General features: G+C 64.1%; 26 protein-coding genes. 7 read left to right on the top strand and 19 right to left on the bottom strand.

What is annotated here, in order from left to right; all coding sequences use genetic code 11:
• The first annotated feature begins 167 nt into the window (after positions 1-167).
• A complete protein-coding gene (locus V5F68_RS24585; protein WP_137901583.1) occupies positions 168-509 on the top strand; it encodes a DUF5335 domain-containing protein in 342 nt (113 codons plus the stop codon).
• A 133-nt stretch (positions 510-642) separates the two neighbouring features.
• Here the strand turns inward: V5F68_RS24585 and V5F68_RS24590 are convergent, their stop codons facing one another.
• On the bottom strand, positions 643-1,626 hold the full coding sequence (locus V5F68_RS24590; protein WP_393986273.1) for an MBL fold metallo-hydrolase: 984 nt from the start codon (positions 1,624-1,626) through the stop codon (positions 643-645).
• A 109-nt stretch (positions 1,627-1,735) separates the two neighbouring features.
• Here V5F68_RS24590 and V5F68_RS24595 point away from each other — a divergent pair, with 109 nt between their 5' ends.
• The gene (locus V5F68_RS24595) at positions 1,736-2,119 is read left to right on the top strand and encodes a winged helix-turn-helix transcriptional regulator (RefSeq protein WP_137901585.1); all 384 of its coding nucleotides are present in this window, start codon (positions 1,736-1,738) and stop codon (positions 2,117-2,119) included.
• 195 nt (positions 2,120-2,314) lie between these two features.
• Here the strand turns inward: V5F68_RS24595 and V5F68_RS24600 are convergent, their stop codons facing one another.
• Together V5F68_RS24600 and V5F68_RS24605 are read right to left on the bottom strand one after the other, a co-directional pair.
• Positions 2,315-3,031, bottom strand: coding sequence for an RNA polymerase sigma factor (locus V5F68_RS24600; protein ID WP_137901586.1), 717 nt, complete (start codon positions 3,029-3,031; stop codon positions 2,315-2,317).
• 220 nt (positions 3,032-3,251) lie between these two features.
• The gene (locus V5F68_RS24605; RefSeq protein ID WP_137901587.1) at positions 3,252-3,824 is read right to left on the bottom strand and encodes a TetR/AcrR family transcriptional regulator; all 573 of its coding nucleotides are present in this window, start codon (positions 3,822-3,824) and stop codon (positions 3,252-3,254) included.
• A gap of 141 nt (positions 3,825-3,965) precedes the next feature.
• On the opposite strand from V5F68_RS24605, the gene V5F68_RS24610 reads away from it, so the two are divergent.
• Positions 3,966-4,853, top strand: coding sequence for an oxygenase MpaB family protein (locus V5F68_RS24610; RefSeq protein WP_509274731.1), 888 nt, complete (start codon positions 3,966-3,968; stop codon positions 4,851-4,853).
• Positions 4,854-4,951: 98 nt separating this feature from the next.
• Here V5F68_RS24610 and istB read toward each other — a convergent pair whose 3' ends face one another.
• From istB to tnpA, 5 genes are read right to left on the bottom strand one after another with little or no spacing between them, the layout of a single operon-like run.
• Positions 4,952-5,707, bottom strand: coding sequence for an IS21-like element ISPve1 family helper ATPase IstB (gene istB / locus V5F68_RS24615; RefSeq protein WP_394016433.1), 756 nt, complete (start codon positions 5,705-5,707; stop codon positions 4,952-4,954).
• Positions 5,704-7,191, bottom strand: coding sequence for an IS21 family transposase (istA, locus tag V5F68_RS24620; RefSeq protein WP_394072782.1), 1,488 nt, complete (start codon positions 7,189-7,191; stop codon positions 5,704-5,706). Before istA ends, istB begins: the two co-directional genes overlap by 4 nt.
• A 55-nt stretch (positions 7,192-7,246) precedes the next feature.
• Complete coding sequence (locus V5F68_RS24625) at positions 7,247-7,510, bottom strand: hypothetical protein (RefSeq protein WP_509274732.1); 264 nt, start codon at positions 7,508-7,510, stop codon at positions 7,247-7,249.
• Positions 7,511-7,555: 45 nt separating this feature from the next.
• Positions 7,556-7,903 (bottom strand): IS66 family insertion sequence element accessory protein TnpB, encoded by a 348-nt coding sequence (gene tnpB / locus V5F68_RS24630; RefSeq protein WP_394016410.1) that lies wholly within the window; start codon positions 7,901-7,903, stop codon positions 7,556-7,558.
• The gene (gene tnpA, locus V5F68_RS24635; protein ID WP_394016409.1) at positions 7,903-8,304 is read right to left on the bottom strand and encodes an IS66-like element accessory protein TnpA; all 402 of its coding nucleotides are present in this window, start codon (positions 8,302-8,304) and stop codon (positions 7,903-7,905) included. Before tnpA ends, tnpB begins: the two co-directional genes overlap by 1 nt.
• Positions 8,305-8,537: 233 nt before the next feature.
• On the opposite strand from tnpA, the gene V5F68_RS24640 reads away from it, so the two are divergent.
• Entirely contained in the window at positions 8,538-8,720 is a 183-nt protein-coding gene (locus V5F68_RS24640) for a hypothetical protein (RefSeq protein WP_394016408.1), read from the top strand.
• Between the two features lie 6 nt (positions 8,721-8,726).
• Positions 8,727-9,464 (top strand): SOS response-associated peptidase, encoded by a 738-nt coding sequence (locus tag V5F68_RS24645; protein ID WP_394016407.1) that lies wholly within the window; start codon positions 8,727-8,729, stop codon positions 9,462-9,464.
• Between the two features lie 324 nt (positions 9,465-9,788).
• Here V5F68_RS24645 and V5F68_RS24650 read toward each other — a convergent pair whose 3' ends face one another.
• The gene (locus tag V5F68_RS24650; RefSeq protein WP_394016406.1) at positions 9,789-10,337 is read right to left on the bottom strand and encodes a hypothetical protein; all 549 of its coding nucleotides are present in this window, start codon (positions 10,335-10,337) and stop codon (positions 9,789-9,791) included.
• A 212-nt stretch (positions 10,338-10,549) separates the two neighbouring features.
• On the opposite strand from V5F68_RS24650, the gene V5F68_RS24655 reads away from it, so the two are divergent.
• On the top strand, positions 10,550-11,929 hold the full coding sequence (locus V5F68_RS24655) for an IS1380 family transposase (protein ID WP_394016405.1): 1,380 nt from the start codon (positions 10,550-10,552) through the stop codon (positions 11,927-11,929).
• 375 nt (positions 11,930-12,304) lie between these two features.
• Positions 12,305-12,931, top strand: a complete 627-nt coding sequence (locus V5F68_RS24660; protein WP_394016404.1) for a LysE family translocator — start codon at positions 12,305-12,307, stop codon at positions 12,929-12,931.
• Positions 12,932-13,303: 372 nt separating this feature from the next.
• Here the strand turns inward: V5F68_RS24660 and V5F68_RS24665 are convergent, their stop codons facing one another.
• The 10 genes from V5F68_RS24665 to V5F68_RS24710 all read right to left on the bottom strand — a co-directional run bounded on the left by V5F68_RS24665 (position 13,304) and on the right by V5F68_RS24710 (position 25,046).
• Entirely contained in the window at positions 13,304-15,304 is a 2,001-nt protein-coding gene (locus tag V5F68_RS24665) for an ATP-binding protein (RefSeq protein WP_509274728.1), read from the bottom strand.
• A 3-nt stretch (positions 15,305-15,307) separates the two neighbouring features.
• A complete protein-coding gene (locus V5F68_RS24670) occupies positions 15,308-16,138 on the bottom strand; it encodes an alpha/beta fold hydrolase (protein WP_394016383.1) in 831 nt (276 codons plus the stop codon).
• Positions 16,139-16,839: 701 nt separating this feature from the next.
• Complete coding sequence (locus V5F68_RS24675; RefSeq protein ID WP_394016384.1) at positions 16,840-17,619, bottom strand: SDR family oxidoreductase; 780 nt, start codon at positions 17,617-17,619, stop codon at positions 16,840-16,842.
• A 93-nt stretch (positions 17,620-17,712) separates the two neighbouring features.
• Positions 17,713-18,510, bottom strand: a complete 798-nt coding sequence (locus V5F68_RS24680) for an IclR family transcriptional regulator (protein ID WP_394016385.1) — start codon at positions 18,508-18,510, stop codon at positions 17,713-17,715.
• A 9-nt stretch (positions 18,511-18,519) separates the two neighbouring features.
• Entirely contained in the window at positions 18,520-19,245 is a 726-nt protein-coding gene (locus V5F68_RS24685) for an SDR family NAD(P)-dependent oxidoreductase (protein WP_394016386.1), read from the bottom strand.
• The gene (locus V5F68_RS24690; RefSeq protein WP_394016387.1) at positions 19,242-20,546 is read right to left on the bottom strand and encodes an MFS transporter; all 1,305 of its coding nucleotides are present in this window, start codon (positions 20,544-20,546) and stop codon (positions 19,242-19,244) included. Before V5F68_RS24690 ends, V5F68_RS24685 begins: the two co-directional genes overlap by 4 nt.
• A 39-nt stretch (positions 20,547-20,585) precedes the next feature.
• Complete coding sequence (locus V5F68_RS24695; protein ID WP_394016388.1) at positions 20,586-21,314, bottom strand: SDR family NAD(P)-dependent oxidoreductase; 729 nt, start codon at positions 21,312-21,314, stop codon at positions 20,586-20,588.
• Positions 21,314-21,871, bottom strand: a complete 558-nt coding sequence (locus V5F68_RS24700; RefSeq protein WP_394016389.1) for a 2,4'-dihydroxyacetophenone dioxygenase family protein — start codon at positions 21,869-21,871, stop codon at positions 21,314-21,316. The genes V5F68_RS24695 and V5F68_RS24700 overlap by 1 nt, the downstream gene beginning before the upstream one ends.
• 290 nt (positions 21,872-22,161) lie before the next feature.
• A complete protein-coding gene (locus V5F68_RS24705; RefSeq protein WP_394016390.1) occupies positions 22,162-24,039 on the bottom strand; it encodes a TRAP transporter large permease in 1,878 nt (625 codons plus the stop codon).
• Positions 24,036-25,046: a DctP family TRAP transporter solute-binding subunit gene (locus V5F68_RS24710; protein ID WP_509274729.1), complete on the bottom strand. Its 1,011-nt coding sequence runs from the start codon at positions 25,044-25,046 to the stop codon at positions 24,036-24,038. Before V5F68_RS24710 ends, V5F68_RS24705 begins: the two co-directional genes overlap by 4 nt.
• Between the last annotated feature and the right edge of the window lie 83 nt (positions 25,047-25,129).

Here is a 25,129-nt window from a genome sequence, read left to right on the forward strand (position 1 = left end):
CCAGCGACATCATCGTCGCTATGGATTGCAGCCCCTGCATTGCGCCGAAGAATTCTTGGTCATGCTTTCGGATCCGGGAGGTCGAGCCGTGCTCGTTGCACACCGGCGCTCGTGTCGTGACTTTAGCGTTCTTGGCAAGGGTTGCCGCTGAAAACAGGAGATCTTGAATGGCCGTGCATCAACTTTCGAAAAGCGAATGGCAGTCGTACTGCAATCGCGTGTCAAAGGGATTGGAGGGAAAGCGTGCGCAGATCGAGGTCGCCGCATTGACGCTCGGTGACCAGATCGCGACAAAATGGGTGCCAATCTTTGGTATTACCTACGACCCTAAAGACGACATTCTCGAAGTCGCCGTCGAGGGCCTCGATCACCTCATCCGTAAGCCGCGCAGTGTGACCGTTGACGAGGGGCCGACCGGCCTTACAAGCGTGGAGGTCGTTGACGACGAGGGGCAAAAGCAAATCGTCAAACTCACGGAACCGCTTATGCTACCGCCGCCGGCGCGGTGATGTAAGGTGGGAGTGGACGCCGACATTTGATCTCCGGCGCGGTCACCGACCGCGCCGTGCTCGAGGGCACCGTCCGATGAGAATGCCGCGCCGCCGCTGGCCGCGTGGCGACGACGCGGAGAAGCGTCAAATGTCATTGCCCGACTTGGCGAACGGCTGTGGAATAGGGGATCGGCATCCACGCATAGCCAGCCCCGGAATGGACCATATGCCCTAGTCCGGGGAAGGAGATGTGCGGGCCTGCAATTAATTCGTGCGTGCTGGCGAGCTCACCCAGGGTAGCCGCTCTGGTCTTCGCCGCCAGTTTCTCGTCCGCGTCGAAGTCGATAGTGATATCGGGTCGGCGCAGCTGGATCTCGGCCACGTGGATGATGTCACCAATCACCCGCATACGCTGCCCGCGGCTCTCGATCTCATAGAAGCTATGGCCCGGGGTATGACCGGGCGCGGCTATGGCGCGGATGCCCGGAAACAAAGTAGTCGGCGCGGTGAAGGTCCGGAGGCGGCCAGCTGCCTGATACGGAGTCAGCGCCGCACGGCCCTCCTCAAACATTTTCTGATGGCTTGCCTTTGCGCGGGCCTTTGCAGCATCGCTCAGCCAGTAGTCGAGTTCGCTCTTCGCCAGATAGATGTCGGCATTTGGGAAGACCCGGCGACCATCCAGCGTGAGGCCCCCTGAATGATCTCCATGGACATGCGTGAGCAGAACGGCGTCGATCACCTCCGGCCCGTAGCCGGCCGCCCTCAGCGTCGCGGGGAGGCGGCCGCAGCAGTCGCCGAAGAGACGCCCCGCGCCCGCTTCGATCAAGATGCGACGGTCGCCGGTATCGATCAGATAGCTGTTGATCGAGGTCTCGCGATCAATCGGCTCGCCGGCTCGCCGGAACATCTCTGACAGCTTGGCCCGATCTGCGCCATGCAGTAGGTCGCCGAACGGCACCGCGGTGGTGCCATCGTTGAGAACCGTAACTTTGAAATCGCCGAGCATCACTCGGTAGAACGCGGGTGCCTGCGTGACCGACTGCTCCTCTATGGCGACAGGCCGTTCCTGGGCTGGAGCGGCTAGGGGCAGCAGGGAAGCCGAGACAGCTGCCATCAAGATCGAAAGTAACTTCATCTCGCATCTCCTTTTATCGTCAGACGCCGAACCCAAGTGGCGCGGCATCTTGCGCGCGAAGACATGTGGCCATACCTCCTTCCGAAGAAGTACGTACCTAGAGGTAAGTATGGAAAAAATCTCTGCTTTCCGTGAACTCCGCTGCGATGTGTTCCTTGCCGATTGTCCGGCAAGGAAGGTGCTTACTTTGCTAGCGGAAAAATGGACGCTGCTGGTCGTGCACGCGCTCAGCGAACGCACCTACCGCACCGCAGAACTGCGCCGGCGCATCGGCGGTATTTCAGAAAAGATGCTCGTTCAGGCGCTACGCCGTCTCCAGCAGTACGGCCTGGTAGAGCGCACCAGCTACTCGGAGGTGCCCCCTCGGGTTGAATATTCGCTCACGCCTTTAGGTTTCTCGCTGAGCAGCGTCATCCGTGAACTCGATCGGTGGGTCGAGACGCATGCCTTCGAGATCGAAGACCGGGTGGACTGCGTAGCTTCATCCGAGTGATCGGCGCCCCGGTACCGCTCGTCGAAACCGCCGCTTGCGCGCTCTCGGACATTTCCAGCACCCGATGCGAAAGGCTCGAGAGCAAGGACCACGATGCATCGGCCAGGCCTGGGAATGCTCCGGTCCTCGGCCATCACGCGCGCCGCATCGGTGACACGATCTCGTAATTTCGGGGTTGACGCGCGCGGAGTCCAGTCAATCCGAGTTCGCGCCGCGGTCGTCCCTTTTTGTGCCTACCAGGACAGCGTGACCCTCAAGCCAAAGCTCGGAAACCCGGCGGGAGGGTAGCCCGAGGCTGGATGCGACCTCCCCGACTGTGAAGCGATGAACATGACGGAAGATCAGCACTTGCCTCGCAAGCGGCGAAAGCCCTGACACGGCGCGATCGAACAGTTCTGGTTCTTCCACTCCGGCGGTGGCGTCGACGGCTACGATATCCTCCCATCGTAACGTCTCGTCCGGCTGATACCACTCCCAGAATGACTCGTCATCGTCGTAGATCGGCTCTGCGGGAGCCGGCGCTTCGAGCGAGACGGAGACCAAGTCGCGCCGTAGGAGCTCCTGCTTAACGATGCGCGTCAGAACGCGGAATTGGAGACCGAGCAGCCAGGGCCGAATATCGAGCGAATGCGGCCGACGACTGCGATCGCGCCACGCGCGAAGAAGCGTTTCGCCCACCAACTCCTCGGCGGAGATCTCGTCTTGCCTAATGTCGCCGATTGCAAAATGATACCGAAGATCGCGCCGCGCGGCAGCGAGCAGTTCCTCAAGGTGCGGATTAAGTAGTTGCTGAAAAGCGTCCCGATCACCGTGCAGGCTTGCTTGCCACAGGGACACAGCGGACGCTGCACATTCTTCCGAGGTGTCGCGAATTGAACCTGAAGCAGGGGTGATATCGTTGGCGGAAGACATCTCGCTCTTACCCTACGCTGGTGTCCTGTATCTCCATGTTGGTCCCGATTATGGGCCCACGAAAACGTAGTTTCCGCTGGCTAGCGTTCAAGTGCCTCTTGTTTGTAGCTGCCGTTAGGATCCAGACAGGCCGGCTGAAGGGCAGGCTGTGCGAAACTCAGCGACGTTCCACCGATCGCAGAAGACTGTCTTGCTCGCGTCCAGACGGCCGTGACGATCCTCACTTTTCCGTCCTGTCGGCGAGCGGCGAGATCACCAGTCGATCCAACAGAACTGCGACATCCGGCGGATCGCGATCCGGCTCCTCTCTCAGCCACCAATCAAGCAGTTCAATCGTGCCTGTCACCGCGATCCGCAGTGCCAGACGACGGGGCAGCCACGATTGCGAAAAATCGGGCAGGATCGCGACACGTTCGATTACTTGACGAGCCAATTCTGCGCGCAGCGTCGCGCCGGCCCCAGACAGCAAGGCGCGGAACACTGTCCGCCGCGCTTGTACCGCGTGGATCAGCACCGATGCTGCACCCCCGCTGTCGGCCGCCAGCAGGGCAGGCATCATGCCTTGCGCAAGCTCGTCGGTCAGCACGGCCACGGTGTCGACCAGCAGCGCGCGCATGTCGACGTAATGCCGGAAGAAGGTCGCGTAGCCGACCTTCGCCTGCTTTGCGATCATCGCGCCGGTAATGTCTTCGAGCGGCATCCGCTCCAACAGGGCAAGCAATGCCTGTCGCATCGCCGCCCGGGACCGCGCCACACGGGCGTCTTCGCGCTTCTCGCCGGTTGATCCTGGCATGCGCACTCCTTATTTATGAGTAGTGACTTATCATAAATGGAGATGCGCCATGTCAAGCGGCACACTGCAAGACGAGCATGCTCCGCCGCTGATGGTGCGGAATATGCGCGGGCTTGCGACGATCGTTGAGGAGGCGCGGTGATGCTGGGCGCGATCAAGAAATTTATGCGCCCGCCTGCTGGGATGGACTTTGATTTCCGTCGCCCATCGGGCGAGCCGGCGCTTGCGCCGGCAGATGGTGTATCCTGGCGCGTGTTCGCTAACCCCATTGCGCTGTATGTCGGCGGTGTCGCCGCAGTGCTTCTCGAACTGGCCGAGCCGTCCGTGCGGTCAGGCGTCTGGGACCACAGCGGCTTTCGGCGCGATCCCGGCTTGCGGCTGCACCGGACTGGCTTCGCCGCGATGGTGACGGTCTATGGCCCCCGCTCGGCGGCGCAGGAGATGATCGCGCATGTCGTTCGGCTGCACGATAGAGTGCGAGGCACCACGCCGGGCGGCATAGACTACCACGCCAATGACCCGCGCTTGCTGAACTGGGTGCAGGCGACCGCGACGTTCGGGTTCACTGAGGCGTATCACCGCTATGTTCGGGCGCTGTCGCCCAGTGAGAAGTCCGCCGCCTTCAGCGAGGCTGAGCCCGCCGCGAAGCTCTATGGCGCAACCGGCGCGCCGAGATCGTGGGCCGAGTGGGAAGCTCTGCTCGCGACTACGGCGCCGGGGCTCGAGGGATCGGACAACCTTGCCGAGTTCATTACTATCATGGGCAACGCGCCCATCCTGCCCGCGCCGCTGCGCTGGCTTCAGCGCCTCCTGGTCCGCGCGGCCATCGACATGACGCCCGAACCAGTAAGGTCATTGCCGCAGTTGAGAGGACACGGGATGCGTTTCGGAGACGCAATGCTGGTGCGAACGCTGGCGCGAGCCGCAGCCCTTGTTCCGCTTGGCGACATGCCACCCGCCCAGGCTGCTCTGTCAACGGCGGCGCAAAAGTCGACCACGGCGGCGGAGCAAAACCAGGCCAGTTGGTGAGGATGTGCGCCATGGCGCGCGCGCTTCCCACATAGCTGGCGCGTGCCATGGCGCGCTGGCCCGTCAGGGCCAGTAGTTGTAAGATGCCTGGATCTTGATCAGCGCCGCTTGCGGGCAGTGCTGTTGGCGAGGCGGTAACTTTCGCCGTTCATCTCGAGGATGCTGACGTGGTGGGTCAATCGGTCGAGCAGTGCGCCGGTCAGGCGCTCCGAGCCGAATGTCTCGGTCCATTCATCGAAGGGCAGATTGCTTGTGATGAGGGTCGATCCGCGCTCATAGCGCTGCGAGATCAGTTCGAACAGCAACTCGGCACCCGTTTTCGACAGGGGCACGAAGCCGAGCTCGTCGATGATGAGAAGCTTGTAACCGGCCATCTGCTTCTGGAAGCGCAGCAGGCGGCGCTCATCGCGGGCCTCCATCATCTCGCTGACCAGCGCTGCGGCGGTGGTGAAGCCAACCGAGAGGCCCTTCTGACAAGCGGCCCGCCCGATGCCGAGGGCGACATGGGTCTTGCCGGTGCCGGACGGGCCGAGGGCAATGACATTCTCGCGCCGTTCGATCCATTCGCACCGGGCCAGTTCCAGCACCTGCATCTTGTTCAGCTTCGGAATGGCCGCAAAGTCGAAGCTGTCCAGGCTTTTGACGGCCGGGAACTTCGCGGCCTTGATGCGCCGCTCGACCATTCGCCTTTCCCGGTCGATCAGTTCGAGTTCGACAAGCCGTGCCAGGTATCGGACATGGTCCAGCCCTTCCGCCGCGCATTGGCGGGCCAGCTTTTGATGTTCGCGCAGGAAGGTCGGCAGCTTCAGCGCTTTGAGGTGATGGGCGAGCAGGATTTCCGGGGCATCACTCATGCCGCATCATCCGACAGCAGCCGCATGTAAGACCCGGCCTTGGTCTTCTCGACCATCGCCTTCGGCAGGTAGGGATAGCAGTCGAGGTCCAGTCGCGGCGGACGACGCTCCACCCGGCACAGGAGAAGATGCTTCACCGCATCGAAGCTGAGCGCCCCCATCCGAAGAGCCTGGAGCACTGCCGCCCGCACGTCCGCCAGATCGAAGGCCTCCAACAGCCGCAGGACCTGAACATATTCGCGCCGACCCTGTCGGTTCATCCGCACCTCCATCAGGCGGCGCAAGGTGGCGAACTCCTCCGGCAGGTCCCAGCCCTGTAACGGGGCGGCTTGATCCAACGCATTGATCTTCTGCTCGATCAGCGGGAGGTAATGGATCGGGTTGAAGACCAGTTCGTCGCGATCCCAGCATCGGGGATGGCGGGCGATCACCTCGCCCCGGCAGCCAATCACCACCTCATGGATATAGCCCCGGATCCAGACATCCTGGTGGCCGTATGCAACCGGCACCGAGTAGTCGTTGGTCTTGTAGCGCACCAGAGATTGCGACGAGACCCGGCCGTTGTCCTGATCGCAGGCATCGAACGGCGCCGCCGGGAGGGCGCGCATCGCAGCAAGGTCATGCTGCAATCTCTCACCGATCGTCTCGCTTTCGCCGCGCAGGACTGCGCGCTGACGCTTGCGGCACTGCTCCTCCAGCCACAGATTGAACGCGTCCCAAGTGGCGAACTCCGGTAGCGGCACCATGAAGTTGCGCCGAGAGTAGCCCACCAGGCCTTCGACATTCCCCTTGTCGTTGCCCTTGCCCGGCCGGCCATAGCGATCCCGGATCAGGTAGTGCGACAGGAACCCGCTGAACAGCGAGGCACGCTTTCTGGTTCCATCCGGCAGGATCTTCGCCACCAGGCACCGGTCGTTGTCGTAGAGCACAGACTGGGGAACCGCACCGAAGAACGCGAAGGCATGGATATGGCCATCCACCCAGGCCTCGGCCACCGCTGCAGGATAACCCCGGACGTAACAGCCATCGCTGTGCGGGAGGTCCAGCACGAAGAAGTGTGCCTTCTGCTCGACCCCGCCGATCCGGACCAGGGCTTCGCCGAAGTCGGCCTGAGCGTGGCCCGGCGGATGCGACAGCGGCACGAACACCTCCTGGCCACGTCGCTCACGTTCCCGGATGTAATCCTTGATGATCGTATAGCCGCCGGTGAAGCCACACTCATCGCGAAGCCGGTCGAACACCCGCTTCGCCGTATGCCGCTGCTTGCGTGGCATGATCCGGTCAGCCTCCAACCACCCCTCGATGATCGGGATAAACGGATCGAGCTTCGGGCGGCGGACTTCGACCGTTCGACGGTAGCCGGGCGGAACCGAAAACGACATCATCTTCCGAACCGTGTCCCGCGACACATTAAACACCCGTGCCGCTTCCCGCTGGCTCATGCCCTCCGCACAAGCCTGACGAACTCTCAGATATAGCTCCACGCTGTAAATCCCCACGCCCTCCCTGCTGCCGCAGAAAGGGAAAACTGGACGACTTTTAAGCCGCCCGCAGCCGCATCATGCCGCCGCTACCGTGGACGAATTTCGCACCGCCGTTCTCAATCTCGATGGCCAGCTTCTCCGACGACTTGCCGTAGCGGTCCCGCCGCAGCGTGGCGAGTTGGACCTTTAGCTTCTCGATCTCGAAGGTCGCGTTGCGCAACTCGGCATCGCGCTCGGCCAGCACCGCGTCGCGTTCCGCCAGCAGCGCGCGGAGCGCTGCGATCTCGGCGTCAGGCGTGTCGAACGACGCAGCGTGCACATCATGATTCTACGCAACGCGATGGCCGCTGCAATGGCGGATTGGCTACACCGTGGCCTGCGGCCGCGCAGTCCAGGCGGGCATGCGCCAGTCGATCCCCTCGAACAGCATCGAGAGCTGCGCCGCGGTCAGCGAGACGACGCCAGCCTGCGTCTGCGGCCAGACGAACCTGCCCTTCTCCAGCCTCTTGGCGATGAGGATCAGGCCCTGTCCGTCCCAGACCAGAATCTTGAGCAGGTCGCCGCGGCGGCCGCGAAAGCAGAACATCGCGCCGCCGTAGGGATCCTGCGCCAGCACCGTCTGCACCTGCGCGGCCAGACCGTCAAAGCCCTTGCGCATATCCGTCGTGCCGCAGGCAAGGAACACTCGCGTACCCGGCGGCGGGCCCAGCATCAGCGCCCACCCATCCCGGCCAGCACGACGCGCAGCGTCGCGGCGTCGGCGCATCCGGTGATGCGAATGCTGGCGCCGGAGGGCAGCGTGATCTCGATCATGCCAGACGGCACGCAGCTGTCAGGCGACATGACCGGGCCGGGCGGCGGGAGCTGCGGCGCCTCCGGGACCACCTCCACCGGCACAAAGCCCGCCATCGCCGTGGCCAGCATCTGCTTGCGCCAGGTGTAGAGCTGGCCGGTGCTGACGCCGTGCCGGTCCGCCACCGCCTGGACGATCACGCCGGGCTCCAGCGTCTCCCGGACAATCCGCAGCCGCTCCTCCGTCGACCAGTTCCGGCGCCGGACCTCCCGCACACGAACCTCGACGCCGCGGCCCGCGCGGGCACCGGAGCCGCTCATACTACCGTCGTAAGAGGGGTTAGCGAGTGATGCCGTCGTCGTGCTGTCCGTCATGACAGCCACTTCGGCGAACCACCACCATCAACTCAAGGCCGGGATCGGCTGACGCATACTTTACAGGGGCTAGGGCGAGCATTGCAGATAGTTGGCAGAGGACATTATCCTCAGCCAACTGACGAGTTCTGGCTAGCGGCAGCCTCGCAGTGACAGTCCGAAGGCAATATGGTCCAAGCATGACCAACGATTTCAATCCTGCCGAACTCCCAAAGTCCGGTGCGGCGACCGAACTCCAGGCCGGCAAGCTGACGTTGCGCACTCGGACCGATGTCCCCTTCATCGCGGCGATCGGCGCGATGGTGATCGGCATCCTGCTTGCCGTCGCCGCCATCATTGGCGCTGCGCGGTCTCGTCGCTGACCCGCGATGTGCAATCTCTACAGCGCAACGACGAACCAGGAAGCGATCCGGCGCCTCTTCCGGGTCGACACCGATCTGACTGGCAATCTGCCACCGATGCCGGGCATCTACCCGGATTACGCCGCGCCTATCGTACGCACGGGCGAGAACGGGACACGCGCGCTCGGCATGGCGCGCTGGGGCATGCCGAGCAGCAAGCAAGCACTGTTCGAGGCTGCGAAGGCGAGGGCCGACAAGCTGCGGGCCAAGGGCAAGGACGTCGATTTCGACGAGCTCCTGCGCATGGAGCCGGATGGCGGGACGACGAACGTTCGCAACACGTCGAGCCGGCACTGGAAGCCTTGGCTCGAACCGGCTCATCGCTGCCTCGTGCCGCTCAACAGCTTCAGCGAGTTCAACAAAGGCGCGGGCGGGAACGTCTGGTTCGCCTTCGATGAGAGCCGGCCGCTGACCTGCTTCGCCGGGATCTGGCTGCCGCAGTGGACTGGCGTGCGGAAGATCAAGGCGGGTCAGGAGACTGCGGACCTATATGCATTCCTAACGACCGACCCGAACCGGGAGGTCCGGGCCGTCCATCCGAAGGCTATGCCGGTGATCCTGACGACCGACCAGGAGCGCGAGGCGTGGCTTCGAGCACCTTGGTCTGAGGCGGCTTCGCTGCAGCGACCGCTCGCGGACGGCTCGCTGCAGATTGTGGCGACCGGACCTCGGACGGACAGCGTGCCGGAGCTCGCACCGGCGTGAACTGCGCTCGCAAATTAGCTGATGCGGCCAGGGCGCCATGACTCGCTGCACGGCGCTTGGCCGCTTGGTTCGATGCTCGGTCACCGAATGACGGGAGCTCGCTCTACGATGATGCGGGCGCCCTCGACGATGTGGCTGATGGCGACCTTGACGCGGCGGACTGGGTGGCCGTCCTTGCCCGTGACCAGCGTTACCCTCCCAACCTAAAGCTGGCGCTCGCGGCGGTCGTGGCGGGGGGGCGCGCCAGAAGGGCTGATGCAGCGGGTTGAGCGCAGTGACCGAGCGACAGAATACCCATCGAGGCACAGCGCCGTTGGCCAGGTGCTACGACGCGGACCAGCGGGCCTGCTGCCTGCCAAGGGCAGCATGCTGTTCGGAGGTGAACGCGAGCTCTGAGAGCAAGCTGTCCACGAGTGCCACTGGCTCGTCGTAGGGATCAAAGCCTCGCTTGTTGAGCCAAAGCAGTTGTCCTGCCGGCGCCTTGGCCTGGACGGCCTTCTCGAACGTTGGCAGCAAGGCGTGAAGCTCTCGCTCGACAGGAACGATTGTCGCGCGGCAATAGCGGCGGGCGAAGTGGCTTCTCAGATCCTTTGCAACTTTGGCATCCGCACCGTTGTCCCTCTTGTTCCGCCACATGCGACCCGTGTTGTAGGCATGAGAGAACTTGTGGCTGCGGCCCTCTGAGCCTGTGACGTGTCGATTGTTGATCCGACCATGGAAACCGTGCGGGTCGACAGGTGTGATGCCGATGTAGCGCATGTCTCCAGCATGATCGTAGAGGGCGTAAATACCGTGCGTTCGGGGTAGCTCTGGAAGACGAAGGCGATCTTGCGTGACCAGAGCGTCGTAGACCGCAGCCGGATCGAGAACCATGTTGCTCCTTGAGACAGCGGTGCCGCCGCACGTTTATCTTTGCAGTATCGACGGGATCGAACGGAATGTGGTCGACCAACTGATCGCCTAGACGCGTTTTGCCACCCAATCACCTAACCCGCATTTCTCACTACGGGCAGGTGCATCGGGGCTCTGAGTGAGGCAAAGTTGTTGTGCTGCAACGACTTATGCTGAGCCAGAGGAGCTCCCCGATGCCGACACAGTGTAGCCCGGATCGGTTCGGCTTTGCACCTGTGGCGGGGCGGTCGGTGGTGGCCGGGTTCGATGGCGGCAAGATCACGTCGGATGCGGGCGCGCTGCTGCTGGGCGCGACGGATCGGGTCATCCGGCTGGTGGACCGGTTCGCGCAATGCTTCCGGGACGAACGCGCTCCCACCCGCATCGAGCATGGCGTGGCGACACTGGTCGGCCAGCGGGTCTTCGGGATCGCGCTCGGCTACGAGGACCTCGTCGACCACGACGAGTTGCGCCATGACCCTGCTTTGGCGGTGCTCGCCGGCAAGCTCGCGGCGCGACGCTCGGATTGCGCGCCGCTCGCCGGCAAGTCGACGCTGAACCGGCTCGAGCTCTCGGGGCCGGAGCCGACGCGGTATCACCGGGTCGGCTGCGACGGCGCGGCGGTCGAGCACCTGTTCGTGAGCTTGTTCCTGGAGGCGCATCGCACGGCGCCCAAACAGATCGTGCTCGATCTCGACGCAACGGACGACCCCATCCACGGCCAGCAGGAGGGCCGCTTCTTCCACGGCTACTACGACGGCTATTGCTACCTGCCGCTGTACATCTTCTGCGGGCGGCATCTGCTGGCCGCCAAGCTGAGGCGCTCCAACATCGACGCTTCGGCCGGTGCGATCGAGGAGGTCGAGCGGATCGTCGGCCAGATCCGGGCGCGCTGGCCGCGGGTGCGCATCCTGCTGCGGGCCGATTCCGGCTTCGCCCGCGACGCCCTGATGGCCTGGTGCGAAGGAAACCGGGTCGACTTCGTGTTCGGCCTGGCGCGCAACGAGCGGCTCGTTGCCGAGATCGCGGTCGCCCTGATCCAGGCCGAGGAGGAGGCCCGGCGAACCGGCAAGCCGGCCCGGCGCTTCAGGGACTTCAACTGGTCGACGCTCGATTCGTGGTCGCGCCGGCGGCGCGTGATCGCCAAGGCCGAGTGGACCGGCGGCGAGGCCAATCCGCGCTTCATCGTGACCTCGTTGAAGCCGGCCGAGGTCGCGGCTCGCCACCTCTACGAAGAGGTCTATTGCGCCAGAGGCGACATGGAGAACCGCCTCAAGGAGGCGCAGGGCGACCTCTTCGCCGACCGCACATCGGCCGCCACCATGCGCGCCAACCAGTTGCGGCTCTGGTTCGCCTCGATGGCCTACGTGCTGCTCTGCGCCCTGCGCCGCATCGGCCTTGCCCACACCCAGTTCGCCCAGGCGACCTGCGGCACCATCCGCCTCAAGCTTCTCAAGATCGGCGCCCTCGTCACGGTCTCGGTGCGGCGCATCAGGTTCGCCATGGCGTCCGGCTGCCCAAACCAGCCCGAATGGGCGCTGGTCCATGCGCGATTACGAAACGCCACCGCCTGACGGCCGCATCCACCCCGCCCCTTCAACCAACACGATCATCGTCGAGCCGGCACTCCGCAACGAGCGGTCGCACAAACGCGCGCCCTCGCCAGGCGCGCCACGCTAAACCCTATCCAACCTGCGCAGCCTCACACTGGTGAGAAATGCGGGCTAGCACAGGGCAGGCATTCCTGTCGTGTTCCCTGCGCCGGGGGCGCGTCCACCCAGCAATTCACCTGCTTGATCACGCCGGTGAGAGGCCGGTCGCGCCCTGGCTCGACCTGATCGTGGTCACACAACATCGGTGGAAGCGGAGCTACGAACCGACCGCTGACGGGCTTGCAATTTGATCTCCGTTCTGGCTTGGCGATCTACCGAAGCCGGTGGGGAACCACGATGCCACATGTCGATACGCTTCTGACCTACGTCGCCGTGGTTCTCGGTCTTTTCCTCATTCCAGGGCCAGCCGTACTTCTCGTGCTCGCTCGCGCGTCAGTCGGAGGACGGCGCGTTGGTATCGCCACCGGCTTCGGGATTGCAGCCGGTGACTTGCTGCACACGGTGATGGCCACGCTTGGCCTCTCCGCGGTCCTGATGACCTCGGCGCTGGCCTTCAGCGTGGTGAAATATGCGGGCGCCGCCTACCTCATCTATCTCGGTATCCGCGCGTTGCTGGAACATGGTGAGGACTTTCACCTAAGCTCTGCCCGGCTGGTAGATGCGCCGCTCGCGTTTCGGCAGGCGGTGCTGGCCGAGGTGCTGAACCCGAAAACGGCGCTCTTCTTTCTCGCGTTCCTGCCGCAGTTCGTGCACCCCGAGCAGGGCTCAGTTGTGGGACAGCTGGCTACACTCGGCCTTGTCTTCGTAGCCATGAGTGCCGTCTACACAGCCCTGATCGCGCTCGCCGCCGGGCATGTCGCTGGCTGGCTCGCACGTCATCGCGGCATCGGTCGTTGGCAAGGTCGCGTGATCGGCGTGATCTATCTGGGGCTCGGCATCCGATTGGCCCTGCAGGAAAGATGACCGGATAGCGGCCTCGCCATGTTGAGCTTTTCTGACCTCATCATCGACGAGCCGGCAAGGCTGGCAACCTCCTGGCGGATTGTCGATCTCGCTCCGTAGCGTGCGTGGAGGCAGGATTCTCGACTCCGGAAGTAGCGCGTAGCGGGTAGCGCTACCCTGCGACCACGACGGAATCCGCACGTTCCGCCATCGTGCTCGCCCGACTAGATGCACTTCAGCCGGAGATGTTGCGACCGTTCGTGGAGCGGCGATGGCGCGCGGTGGCTCCCAAGCGGTTGGTCGCCAGCGCCGCGCGCGAAAGCCTCGTCCATGCCGGACAGCCGGAATGACGTGATGAATGCCATGTCGCCGGCTACCCGACAGCTTGGGAGCCTAGATCCTGGACGCCGCTGGCGGCGGCATGAGATCCCTGACGCGGGACGCGAGCACTTCTATGGCGAACGGCTTCGTGAGCACCTGCATGCCGGGGTCGAGGTGGCCATGGCCGAACAGGCTGTTCTCGGCGAACCCCGTGATAAACAGCACCTTCAATCCCGGCCGGCCCGCCCGGCCGGCTTCCGCCATCTGACGGCCGTTCATGCCTCCCGGCAGCCCCACGTCCGTGATCAAGAGGTCGAGGCGCACGTCTGATCTCAGCACCTTCAGGCCGGCTACGCTGTCTGCCGCCTCCACGGCCGTGTAACCTAGATCCTCAAGCACCTCCGTCACCAGCATCCTGACGGACGGCTCGTCGTCGACGATTAGCACGGTCTCGCCCGACGCCGCCCGACCGACCGTGGCTAGCTGTCCGGAGATGTCGTCCTCGTCGGATGGTCCGTGGTGCCGGGGAAGGTAGAGGCACACTGTCGTCCCCTGACCCACCTCCGAGTAGATGCGCACCTGCCCGCCCGACTGACGCGCGAAGCCGTAGACCATGGAAAGCCCCAGCCCCGTACCTTCGCCGACCGGCTTGGTCGTGAAGAAGGGCTCGAAGACCTTGGCGATGATCTCCGGGGGCATGCCGGTCCCGGTGTCAGTAACGCTAACGCTGAGGTACTGGCCCGGGGGCATGTCGTGCCGCCGCGCGCCGGCCTCGTCGAGCCACTTGTTCGCGGTCTCGACCGTGATGCGCCCGCCCTCAGGCATGGCATCACGCGCATTGATGCACAGGTTGAGAAGCGCGTTCTCCAACTGCCCCGGGTCGATCAGCGCCGGCCACGCACCCGCGGCGCCGACTACGTCGAGGGTGACCTGTGGTCCGATGGTGCGCCGGATCAACTCCTCTACGCCGGCGATCAGCCGGTTCACGTTGGTCGGCTTCGGATCGAGCGTCTGGCGGCGGGAGAAGGCCAGCAAGCGGTGGGTGAGGGCGGCAGCGCGCTTGGCAGCGCCCTGCGCCACGCTCATGTAGCGGTCGAGGTCGCCGAAGCGCCCCTGGCCCATGCGGTTCTGCATGAGTTCGAGCGATCCGCTGATGCCGGCGAGCAGGTTGTTGAAGTCGTGAGCGATGCCGCCCGTCAGTTGGCCGATTGCCTCCATTTTCTGCGCTTGGCGGAGCGCCTCCTCGGCCCGGGCCAGCGAATCGCGCTGCTCCCGCTCAGCAGTTACGTGCCGTCCGTTCGCGTAGACGCACCCGTCCTCGAAGGCGGCCGTCCAGGCGAACCACCGATAACTGCCGTCCGCGTGCCGGAGCCGGTACTCGTACGGGACCGCGAGGGGCGCCTCGACGATGCCGGCGAACGCCTCCAGCGTTGCGGTCAAATCGTCGGGGTGAGTGAACTCCATGAAGGTAGAGCCCACGAGCTCCTTCTCGGGCCAGCCCAGCAGCATCGTCCAGGCGGTGTTCACGGCGCCGAGCCTACCGTCCGTGCCGGCGACGACGAGGAGATCCTGCGACAGGCGCCACGCCCGGTCGCGCTCGCGGGTACGCTCCTCCACTCGGGCCTCTAGTGTCGCGTTCAACTCACCAAGTTGAGCGGTGGCCGATTCTGCCACCCGGCGGGCTTCCAACATCTCGCGTTCGTAGCGACGCCGGTCGGTGGCGTTGAAGACGGTGATGCGAACGAACGACACCGCGCCCGTTTCGTCGCGTCGCTCTACGGCGTTGACGAGCACCGGGAGTGTAGAACCATCGGCTTTCACGACCTCAAGAGCGACTTCGTTGAAGAAGCCCTGCATGCGCAGCAACGGGGCGAAATGCGTCTCGAAGTAGATGCGGCCCGCGATATTCAGGATTTCGGGGAACTTGCGCCCGACGAGCCGGGCCACCGGGTGGCCCGTCCAGGCCACGAAGGTCGCGTTGGCCCTCGTGATGCGCCCGCCGGCGTCGGCGGAGAGGTAGCCGCAGGGCGCGTGATCGAAGAGGTCCTCGAAGTCGTCGACGGGCTGGCTCACGTCTCAGGTCGCCCGCCGCTCCCGCCCGAGGAAGGCCTGCATTTCGGAGACGGTCTCCTCGGGCGCACTCAGGTTGGGGCAGTGCCCGGTCGCCTTCATCTGGACCAGTTCGCTGTGCGGAAGCCGGGCGTGCACGTACTCGCCGACCGCTTGCGGGGCGATCACGTCTTCGGCGCATTGCAGGACGAGGCAGCGCGCGGTCACGTCCGCGAGGTCTGCGCGGTTGTCGGCGAGGAACGTGGTCCGGGCGAACCGCTTCGCGATCTCCGGGTCCGTGCGGCAGAAGCTATTGGTGAGTTCCTCGCCGAGTTCCGGCCGGTCGGGGTTGCCCACGATGACGGGCGCCATGGCTTGGGACCAGCCCATGTGATTGCTGTCGAGGAACTCCAGCAACTCCGCGATCTGGCCCTCGCTGAAGCCGCCCACGTAGTCGCCTTCGTCGACGTAGCGCGGGGACGGGCCGATCAGGATCAACTCATCGAAGAGATCCGGCGCCTTCTTGGACGCGAGGACCCCGACCATCGCGCTGACGGAATGGCCGACGTACACGCCCCCCTTTACGTCGAGGGCCCGGCAGAGTTCGACAACGTCGTCCGCATACCCTTCAAGGCTGTCGTACTTGGCCGGATCATACGCGGAGAGGTCGGACCCGCCCGCGCCGACGTGGTCGAAGAGAACGACGCGATGATCGTGCTCGAAGGCGGGAGCCACGAACCGCCACATGTTCTGGTCGCAACCGAAGCCGTGGGCGAAGACCATTGCCCGGCCGGCGCCGCGTACGACGGCGTTATGGCGGAGAGCGGCGGGCGGGCGGCCGCCTGATATCCCGCGCATGGGCGAGTTCCTCATAGACGATCTTATGACACGAGCCCGGCTCCCTCGCCATTGATGAGGGACGAGTTCGCTCCGCTGCCAGGCACGCAGGGCGCAGGAGCCGAAGTGGAGCTAGTGGTGAGAGTTAGACCCTTGGTACCCGAGGCCTACAGCCGCTTTGGGTGGTGAGCCGAAGTTGGCTGCCGGCCCGGAAGCGGCCATTCGGCCTCGGGCCCATGGACATCCCGCGAGGATGCGAACCTGCTCCGAAGTGGACACTATGGATTGAGCGTCAACATCTCACGACGGTGGCACGCGGACGTCAGTGCAACATCGCTCATAGCGCATCCGCGCCCAGTAGCACGGATCGAGTCTGCCGTGAGTGGGCCGGGGCTCGGGCAGGTTCAGGTTTGCTGTCGAGCATGGCCCTACCTTACCACTCGCCGACGAACGCATTTCGCCGAATGGAACGCGCATCCCTTATTTGTCGCTTATCATCGGGGCGATTCTGGAAACCGCCGCGTCAACGATCCGACCGGGCGCTCCGCGTCTACACCCCCGACCACGTTCCAGGGCGGAGCGCGTCGGCTCGTCCCAGGCGTGAAGCCCGGGGCGGCCGCGCGGCATCGCCGTGCAGGAGGCCAGAGCGGCAAGCACGCGCGCCCCCCCCCGGGATGGGCACGCCTGAAGCAGGGCAGCCTGCCGCCGGGCTCTCGCCACGCTCAGAGGATTCCCGGATATGCTCCGCCGTCTATGAGCAAGCTCTGTCCCGTGATGTAGCCGGCTTGCGTCGAGCATAGGAATGCACAAGCGGCCCCGAACTCGGACGGTTCACCGAACCGTTTTGCTGGGATTGCCTCACGCCGCTGATCGCGCACGACGCTGACGTCCAGCCCCTGCTGACGGGCAGCGGCTTCTTGTCCGGCCTTGAGCCGCCGCGTGTCAAAGGCGCCGGGCAGAAGGAAGTTGATGGTGACGTTGGCGTGCGCCACTGAGCGTGCCACGCCGGCGAGGAAGCCAGTGAGACCGGCTCGTGCCCCACTAGACAGGTCCAGCCCAGGCAGAGGCATCTTCACCGAACTCGATGTGATGTTGACGATGCGCCCGAAACGACGCTCGACCATCCCGTCGATCACGCACTGAAACAGGGCGATCGGCGTCACCATGTTGGCGGTCAGCCCAGCCAACATCGCCGCCTGATCGACGTCATGGAAGTCGCGAAAGGGCGGCCCCCCGTTGTTGTTGATGAGGATGTCCACCTGCGGAACGGCTTGGATGAGCGCCCGCTGCCCCTCAGCGGTGTCAAGATCGGCCGCGACTGGGATGATCTCGGCGCCTGTTTGGGCTCGCATCTCGGCGGCGGCAGCTTCCAGAGATGTGCGATCACGTCCGTTGATCACAACCCGGCACCCTGCCCGGGCCAGCTCAACGGCGCAGGCGCGTCCTAGCCCCTGGCTCGACGCACATACGACGGCGTTCCTGCCCGACAAGTTCAGATCCATGACACTCCTTCCAGCTTATTTTGGCGTTCAGCACTGTTGCGGGGCCGGCCCGCGCTGGCGCTCGAACTGCATTCCAGTGCAACCTCGCGGCCCTTACGATCGACCCCCTACGGCTCGCCCGATCCCGTCCAGGCACGCCTGCATCGCTTCGAGTGTCGTGGCTTCCGGCATGGTTTCGAACCGATAGCGTGGCAGGCTCACGCTGATGCAGCCGAGCGCCTGGCCGCCTCGTCCGTGAAGGGACATGCCATAGCAGCAGATATCGAGTTCGTTTTCCTGCAGGTCGAGTGAGTAGCCGCGCGCCCGGGTTGCCCCGATATCGTCCCGCAAACGGTCTACAGCGATGATGCTGTGAGGGGTCCGCGCGATCAGCGCGGCGCGATCCAAAAGCAGACCAACCTCCTCGTCCGGGAGGGTGGCCAGCCACGCCTTGCCGACCGAGGTCGAATGCAGTGACACGCGAGTGCCGATGCGAGAGGCCATTCGGACGGTGCGTCGGCTCTCCAGCTTGTCGATGTAGACCATCTCTCCTCGGTCGTGCACCGCTAGGTGCACGGTCTCGTCGAGGCTGTCCCGGAGACGCACGAGGTGCTCCTGCGCGGCCTGGCGCAAAAGCGACCCGTCCCAGGACTGAAAGGCCAGCGTGAGCAGGCGCGGACCGAGGCACAGACGGCCGTCGTCCCCTTCGGACAACATGCCCTCCGTCACGAGTGCGGCCGCGATACGGTGCACCGTCGGTCGTGGCAACTCCGTGATCTGGCAGAGGCGACCGACCGTCATTTCGCCCGGCCGGTCAGCCACCGCTTGGAGCACCCGCATGAACTTCGCGAAGGCCGCTGTTCCCGGTACGTCGGGTCGAGAGCCGTTCTGGTCCGGTTTTTGGGACAGCATCCAGGGCTCCTAGGCAATAAGATACCCACCATCAACGGGCAGGATCACCCCCGTCATGAAGCTCGCCGCTGGACTGACGAGGAAGCCAACCGCCTGAGCCACGTCGTGCGGCGTGCCCCAGCGGCCAAGCGGAGTCCGGGACAGGATCGGCTGCGCACGCAGCGGGTCGTCCTGAAGAGCTTGGGTCAACGGCGTCGCAATCCAGCCCGGAGCGACGGCATTGACCCGAATACCGTCCGGTGCGTAGGCGAGCGCCAGAGACTTGGTTAACTGAGCGATGCCGCCCTTGCTCGCGCTATAGGCCGGGACCAGGCTACCGCCGAAGAAGGACAGCATCGACGCCAGATTGACGATGCACCCTCCGCTTGACGCAAGCTTCGCGCGGGCAGCCGTGGAAACGCGCATCGTGCCGGTCAGATTGACGGCGAGCACCTGCTCGAAGACGTCAAGCTGGTGCTCATCGGCGCGCCGAATGATACCGGCGCAGTTCACGACGATGTCGATCCGCTCGCAAGCCTCGACCAAGTCCCGAACTCCGGCCTCATTCGTCACGTCCAGTTCCCGGGCCATGATGTCTATTCCGGCTGGCGCTCGGTAGGCTGCTGCGCCCAGCCCGGCAGCCAGAACCCTGGCACCCAACCCGCCCAACACCTCGGCGATGCCGGCGCCAATCCCCGTCGTTCCTCCGGTTACCAGGGCTGTCTTCCCAGCGAGGAGGTTCGGTTGAAAAGTCATGCCAGGCGCTCCGTCAGGGAAAGGGTGTTGGGCGATTCCAGGGGCTTGCGCACGAGGAGCAAGTAAGCGGCCGCGGCCGCGACTGCGACCACCGCGGAGGCGAGCAGGGCGTTTACGTAAGAGCCCGTGCCCTCGACGATGTAACCGGTGATCACAGGCGCGAAGGAGCCGGCGAAGTAGCCGCCAAAATTCTGAATGCTGCCCAGGGATGCAACCTGCCGCTTCGGCACGATCACGCTCACCAGCGTCCATGCCGCCGCACTGGCAAGATTGATGAAGAACATCGCAAGGCAGATGTAGACCACCGCCAGCGTGACGCTCGGGGTGTAAGCCGCCGGGACCGTGAAGGCGGCGCCGCCGAGTAGGCCGATGCAGACCGGCCATTTACGGCTGTTGACGATGCTCAGGCCGCGAGCGAGCAGCCGATCGGCGACCTGCCCGGCCGAAAGCATGCCCAAGGTGCCGAAGATGTAGGGAACAGCCACGACCCAGCCGGTCCGCGCCACGCTCAAGCCGCGCTCGTGCTCAAGGTAGGACGGCAACCAAGTCAAGTAGAGCCAGACCATGTAGATGACGCCCATGAACCCAAGGATCATGCCCCAGGTGGTGCCGTGGGCGAACAAGCCGCGCCACTCGGCCAGGGTCATGCTCCGCGCCACCGGCTCCGCTGTGCCACCCTCGTCGAGATGGGCGATCTCCTCGGGCAGCAGAGCGACCTCGTTGCGGTTGCGGTAGAGGAGGTACCAACCGACAGCGACAATAATGCCCGCCACCCCCGTCAGCATGAACATCCAGCGCCAGCCGAAGAGCAGCATCAGCGCGGTCAGCAAGGGTGGAGCGATACATGGACCAATGCAGGACGACGCCACGAAGATGCCGGTTGGCGTGCCCCGCTCGCGGACGTTGAACCACTCGCTCACCGTCTTAGCGCCAGCCGGGAATTGGGGCGCCTCGCCCAAGCCAAGCACCGCACGCACCACAAGGAACTGCTGGAAGGAACCGACGAAGCCAGAGACCAATTGAGCGAGCGACCAGAAGAACATTCCGGCGCCGAGCATGATGCGCGAGCCCAGCCTGTCCAACAGGGCCCCGATTGGAAGCTGTGAGAAGGCGTACGCCAGCGAAAACGCCGACAGAAGCCAGCCCATCTGGGCAGGCGTGAGGCTCATCTCGTCTCGGATTGCCGTGTTGGCGATGGACAGCGCAGACCGATCAACATAGTTGATAATACCGGCGGCGGTCAGAAAGGCCACTGCGATCCATTGAATGCTGCGGAGCCGCGCCGTTTTGCCGGTCTGCATGCTCGTTCCTCCCTTGTGACTAGTGTTTGCTTGATGGGGTCAATAAGTGGCGCGCCCGCCGGATAGATCGAACACGGATCCGGTATTGAAGGTGCAGCTCTCGGAACAGAGGAACAGCACGAGCTCGGCCACCTCATCCGGTTCTCCGAGGCGGCCCATGGGGCTCTTGTCGACCATCGTCTGCACATGCGCCGGGCTCATCTGCTCAAGCAGGGCGGTGCGTACGGCAGCCGGTGCGATAGCGTTGACCAGGACGCCGGTTCTCGCGAGTTCCTTCCCGAGCGATTTGGTCAATGCGAGCACCCCGGCCTTCGCCGCGCTGTAAGCGCTTGCGTTCGGCGTGCCCTCTTTGCCCGCCAGGGAAGCGAGGTTGACGATGCGGCCCCAGCCCCGCTCGACCAGGATCGGCGCCACGGTTTGGGACACCAGGAAAGTGCCCGTCAGGTTCACGTCCAGGATGCGGCGCCACTCGTCGAGGGGGTACTGGAGGACTGGGGTCGTGAGCCCCGCATAACCGGCGTTGTTCACGAGGATGTCGACCCGACCATGTTGGCGCAGGGTGCTGGTGAGGGCCGACGAGACGGAGTCCGCATTGGTGACATCAACCGCGATGCCGTTTCCGCCGTCCGCCAGCGGGTCGCGGTCCCAAATCACTGGAACTGCCCCGCAACGGCCAAGCGCCTTGGCGATGGCGGCGCCGATCCCGCGTGCGCCACCCGTCACGACGGCAACACGACCCGCGAGATCGAAGCGAGCTGACTCGGCCATCAGCGGATGAACTGGTCGACGTAATCTGCGCCGAGGCCGATCTCACCGAAATGCTTGCGGCACATGTCGATCTTCGTGAAGACGTCCTCGTATCCGGTGTGACGTCCCCACGGGTCAACGTAGTACATGCATCCGTTGACCTGGAAATGCGTGATCATCTCCTCCACGCCCTCGTCCACGACCAGCGTGTGGGTTTCACCCGGGGGCTCGAAGGCATAGGAGCCCTCGGTCGCGATCCAGTCATGCTCCAGATAGCGCCAGCTTCCCTTGAGCACGAAGGCGTGGACAGGGGCCGGGTGGCGATGTCGGCTGAGAATGCCCGACTTCCGCACTTTCAGAAGGTTCATCCAGTAGCCTGACGACACGTTCAGGCAGAGAGGCCGAAACCACACGTTCTCGGCCTGCGGCACCCAGATGCGCTCGTCGACCGGAACCGCCGGGGCGACCACCAGGTCGGGCAAGCATTCCCGAGGTTGGGCGAACTGGTAGGGCATGCGCTTGAGCGTGGCAGCATCCAATCCTTCTGCCGGGTCCGCTTTTAGCTGTGTGTCGCTCATGCGCCGCCTCCTGTCCATAATATGGACGATGTGTCCATGTCTGGATGATATGAGCGGAGTTGTTTGGCTGTCAAATGGGCGCAGGGCACGCCGGGCCTGCCAGCTGCACACCTCCAAAAACCTCGCGTGTTCGAGCCGAGCGTGATTCAATCGGGCTCGGCAGTTCGGAGGCTGGAGCTTGCACGGGCAGCCAGGGTTCTTCGACGTTGACGAGACGATGCCGGATCTCTGATGGTGCCGACGAGCCCCAGCATGCCGCGATGCAGCCGGTGCTTCGGCTAGAGGCCGCCTTAGATGAAGCCGATCGAGAACCAGGGTACGAAGGTGAGAACTAGCAGCCCCACGAAGAGCGCGCCGAGATAGATCCAGATCCGCCGCATACCCGACTCGGGCGAAACCTGCCCGATGATGCAGGCCGCATAGTAGCAGAGGCCAAATGGTGGCGCGAAGATGCCAATACCCATCGCGAGGATCACGATCATGCTGTAGTGCACTTCGTGGATGCCGAACTGCTTTGCGATCGGGAAAAGAAGGGGCCCGAACAGAACGATGGCCGGGATGCCTTCGAGGAGGCTGCCTAGCACTGCGAAGGCGATGAGCGAGACGAGCAGGAAGCCGGCTTGGCCGCCCGGAACTGCTGCCATCGCGTGTGCGAGGCTGTGCGAGAACCCGGATTGGGTGAGGGCCCAAGCCATGGCGCTTGCAGCGCCCACGATGAACAGGATGGCGCCCGAGAGCGAAGCCGTACGGGCCAACATTGGTATTGCTGCGCGCCAGCTAAGGCCGCCGCGGTACACCGCGAGGCCGAGAAGAAGCGAATACGCGATCCCGATGGTGGAAACCTCCGTTGCGGTGGCGAAGCCCTCGACGACGGCGGTACGGATGAGAAACGGAAGCAGCAAGGCCGGGAGGGCCACGACGAGGCTCTTCATCACCACAGACAAAGGGGCACGGGTTACCTTGACACGGTCATCATCCTTGCCGGCGCGATAACGCGCTACCAGCGCGAGTACGAGCGCCAACACGATCGCGGGCAGGATCCCTGCCGTGAACAGAGCCGCAATGGAGACGCCCGTCACCGATGCGATCGCAATCAGCACGATCGAGGGCGGGATCGTCTCGCTCATCGCGCCAGAGGCCGCGAGGAGGGACAGCAACTCGCCGTCTTGCATGCCGCGGCGACGCATCTCGGGAAAAAGCACCGGGGCGACCGCGGCCATGTCCGCGGTCTTCGAGCCAGAGATGCCAGACACCAGAAGCATCGCGCCCAGCAGCACGTACGACATCCCAGCCCTCACATGGCCTAGCAGGGACGCCAGGAACTCCACCATCACGCGAGCCATGCCGGTCACGTCAACGAGTTGACCAAGAAGGACGAAGAGCGGGATAGCAAGCAACATGAGGCTGCTCATGCCCTCGTCGATACGGCCGACGACGATTGTAAGCGGAGTTGATGTGACGGTCAGAAGGTATGCAGAGGTGGCGAGAGCGAACGAAAAGGCGATCGGAACGCCCGCGGTTACTGCAACCCCCAGCAGACCAACAAAAAAGACGAGAAGTGCCCAATTGCCCAAGCCGGCGAGCAGGGGAGAAGCTATCGAGAGCGCGACGGCCAACACTCCGAGGACGCCTGCGACACTCGCGAGATCAGCGAGACTATGTCGCGCCAGCCGGAGCGTGCAGCTAAGGAGCGCCAGTCCGAATCCAACCGGAACTGCCAGGGCCCTTACCGTTCCCGACCAGCCCAGAGCGGGCGTCTCTACGAAGGATTGGTCATCCGTGTAGTCGTAAGCCGGATGAAGCATCAGGATGACGAAGACGAAAACCGCACCGACCGCGAGCGTCTCGCACCAGGCTTGCGCGCGCGGGGACATGGACCCAACCACGAAGGTTAGGCGCATGTGCTCCCCGCGCTGGATTGCCACTACAGACCCGAGCATTGCAAGCCACAGAAAGAGCAGGGACGCGAGCTCGTCCGACCAGATGATCGGATGTCCGAGGGATCGAGCGCAAATCCCGGCAAACAGGATTACGACTTCCGCGATCACAAGTAGGGCGGCGGGCACCTCCACCAGACGGCGTAGCCAATGTTCGCCGACGCGAACCCAAACCGAATGGTGAGCCAACTCCGAGCGGGCTGCCTCGTGGGTGCCATCCACGGCGTTCATGCTAGGGGACCCGTCACTTCTTCCAGCGCCTTCCACGCTTCGGGGCCGAACTTGCCTTTCCACTCCTTGTAGAAGCCGGCCTGCGTCAAGGCCTTTCGGAAAGCGTCCTTATCGGCACTTTCAAAGGTCAGGCCCTTCGCCGTGAGTTGCGCCTTGAGAGTTCCGTTCAGCTTCGCAACGTCGTCTCGCTGTTCCATCGAGGCTTGGTCGAACTCTCGTCGAACGATCGCCTGGAGATCGCTCGGCAGCCGACTAAAGGCGCGCCGGTTTGCTACGAGCCAGAAGGGATCCCAGATGTGGTTCGTCTCCGAGACGTATTTCTGGACTTCGTAAAGCTTCCCAGCCTCAATCGCGACTAGCCCGTTCTCCTGGCCGTCGACGAGGTGCGTCTGAAGCGCCGTGTAAAGCTCGCTGAAATTGATCGATGTCGGATTCCCGCCAAGTGACGAGAAGAGAGAGGTGAAGATTGGCGAGACTGGTACCCGGATCCGATATCCCTTTAGATCGTCGGGTGTTTTGATCGGCTTCGATGCCGACGTGATCTGGCGAAAGCTGTTATCGGAGGCCTTGGCAGCGACAATAAGGCCTGCCTTCTCGATCTGTGCGCGAACGTAGACACCAACAGGGCCGTCGACTCCGCGCCAAGCCTGGTCGTAATCGGAGAAGGCGAAGCCAACATTCGTTATGGCGGCTCCGGCCGCCACAGTGGAGATGACCGAACCAGCGATGTTTAGGAATTCGATTCCGCCGGATCGTACTTGGGTGATGAGGTCCGTGTCGGTGCCAAGCTGGCTTGCCGGGAAGAATTTCAGTTCGATGCGACCATTCGAGCCCTGCTCAATCCGCTTGCATGCCTGCTCCAGGCGCGCATTGATCGGCTGGGTCAGTGATTGCCCCGTCGCGACCTTGAAGCTGAACTCGGCTGCCATAGCAGGCTTGGTGCTGATCGCCGCGAGCGAGATGCCGGCTGCGGCGCCGGTGTCAACGGCGGCGCAAAAGTCGACCACGGCGGCGGAGCAAAACCAGGCCAGTTGGTGAGGATGTGCGCCATGGCGCGCGCGCTTCCCACATAGCTGGCGCGTGCCATGGC

This window comes from Roseixanthobacter pseudopolyaromaticivorans (assembly GCF_043195145.2).
Lineage (GTDB): Bacteria > Pseudomonadota > Alphaproteobacteria > Rhizobiales > Xanthobacteraceae > NCEH01.

Coding starts and splice junctions, on each gene's coding strand:
- V5F68_RS24660 (WP_394016404.1), top strand. CDS start 12,305: ATGCCACATGTCGATACGCTTCTGACCTACGTCGCCGTGGTTCTCGGT.
- V5F68_RS24705 (WP_394016390.1), bottom strand. CDS start 24,039: ATGAACGCCGTGGATGGCACCCACGAGGCAGCCCGCTCGGAGTTGGCT.
- V5F68_RS24590 (WP_393986273.1), bottom strand. CDS start 1,626: ATGAAGTTACTTTCGATCTTGATGGCAGCTGTCTCGGCTTCCCTGCTG.
- tnpB (WP_394016410.1), bottom strand. CDS start 7,903: ATGCTGGGCCCGCCGCCGGGTACGCGAGTGTTCCTTGCCTGCGGCACG.
- V5F68_RS24605 (WP_137901587.1), bottom strand. CDS start 3,824: ATGCCAGGATCAACCGGCGAGAAGCGCGAAGACGCCCGTGTGGCGCGG.
- V5F68_RS24690 (WP_394016387.1), bottom strand. CDS start 20,546: ATGCAGACCGGCAAAACGGCGCGGCTCCGCAGCATTCAATGGATCGCA.
- V5F68_RS24600 (WP_137901586.1), bottom strand. CDS start 3,031: ATGTCTTCCGCCAACGATATCACCCCTGCTTCAGGTTCAATTCGCGAC.
- V5F68_RS24640 (WP_394016408.1), top strand. CDS start 8,538: ATGACCAACGATTTCAATCCTGCCGAACTCCCAAAGTCCGGTGCGGCG.
- V5F68_RS24700 (WP_394016389.1), bottom strand. CDS start 21,871: ATGAGCGACACACAGCTAAAAGCGGACCCGGCAGAAGGATTGGATGCT.
- V5F68_RS24685 (WP_394016386.1), bottom strand. CDS start 19,245: ATGACTTTTCAACCGAACCTCCTCGCTGGGAAGACAGCCCTGGTAACC.
- V5F68_RS24650 (WP_394016406.1), bottom strand. CDS start 10,337: ATGGTTCTCGATCCGGCTGCGGTCTACGACGCTCTGGTCACGCAAGAT.
- V5F68_RS24695 (WP_394016388.1), bottom strand. CDS start 21,314: ATGGCCGAGTCAGCTCGCTTCGATCTCGCGGGTCGTGTTGCCGTCGTG.
- V5F68_RS24675 (WP_394016384.1), bottom strand. CDS start 17,619: ATGGATCTGAACTTGTCGGGCAGGAACGCCGTCGTATGTGCGTCGAGC.
- V5F68_RS24670 (WP_394016383.1), bottom strand. CDS start 16,138: ATGCGCGGGATATCAGGCGGCCGCCCGCCCGCCGCTCTCCGCCATAAC.
- V5F68_RS24610 (WP_509274731.1), top strand. CDS start 3,966: ATGCTGGGCGCGATCAAGAAATTTATGCGCCCGCCTGCTGGGATGGAC.
- V5F68_RS24585 (WP_137901583.1), top strand. CDS start 168: ATGGCCGTGCATCAACTTTCGAAAAGCGAATGGCAGTCGTACTGCAAT.
- V5F68_RS24655 (WP_394016405.1), top strand. CDS start 10,550: ATGCCGACACAGTGTAGCCCGGATCGGTTCGGCTTTGCACCTGTGGCG.
- tnpA (WP_394016409.1), bottom strand. CDS start 8,304: ATGAGCGGCTCCGGTGCCCGCGCGGGCCGCGGCGTCGAGGTTCGTGTG.
- V5F68_RS24680 (WP_394016385.1), bottom strand. CDS start 18,510: ATGCTGTCCCAAAAACCGGACCAGAACGGCTCTCGACCCGACGTACCG.
- V5F68_RS24645 (WP_394016407.1), top strand. CDS start 8,727: ATGTGCAATCTCTACAGCGCAACGACGAACCAGGAAGCGATCCGGCGC.
- V5F68_RS24595 (WP_137901585.1), top strand. CDS start 1,736: ATGGAAAAAATCTCTGCTTTCCGTGAACTCCGCTGCGATGTGTTCCTT.
- istB (WP_394016433.1), bottom strand. CDS start 5,707: ATGAGTGATGCCCCGGAAATCCTGCTCGCCCATCACCTCAAAGCGCTG.